The sequence below is a fragment of the Aphanothece microscopica RSMan92 genome, from assembly GCF_046613545.2.
Taxonomy (GTDB): domain Bacteria; phylum Cyanobacteriota; class Cyanobacteriia; order PCC-6307; family Cyanobiaceae; genus NIES-981.
On the sequence record NZ_JBKKKY020000543.1, the window covers coordinates 1 to 446 of the forward strand.

A 446-nucleotide genomic window follows, 5' to 3' on the forward strand; every position below is an offset into this window, starting at 1 on the left:
CATCCCGTCCGCTCCAATTCCGCGATGCGGGAGTAAACCGTGGGCGCGGTGCCGAAACCCGGTCCCTTCACCACGTCGGACACGTGCAGCACCCTCTCCTGGGACTCCGCATCGCCAATGAAACTGAGGATCGCCCTAGAGGAAAGATCCAGCTCATCCATGCCAGTATTCGACTCGACAGCGCGAATCACGCGATTGACTCGGAATATCAGGTCTTCTTTGCGCAGCATGTAAGTTTCTCAATATTTTCGATGATGGACTGGCGCGGCTGTGCTTTGGACGTGCACCCGCAGACGATCACATTTTATGGCACGCGATATGGGAAAGATAGTGAAGAAACTGCGTTTCTGGAGTGTTTATGGAAAGGTTTACTATTCATTCAGTCAATTCCATATCCTCTTTCGTCAGATACTAAGTAGTTCTGGGTTGCAATCGAACGACATCTT

General features: G+C 51.1%; 1 protein-coding gene. It reads right to left on the reverse strand.

Annotated features, from left to right (window positions below; translation table 11 throughout):
• A partial coding sequence (locus ACLD7X_RS18975) for a hypothetical protein (RefSeq protein ID WP_425625522.1) occupies positions 1-230 on the reverse strand: 230 nt, incomplete at its 3' end.
• Between the last annotated feature and the right edge of the window lie 216 nt (positions 231-446).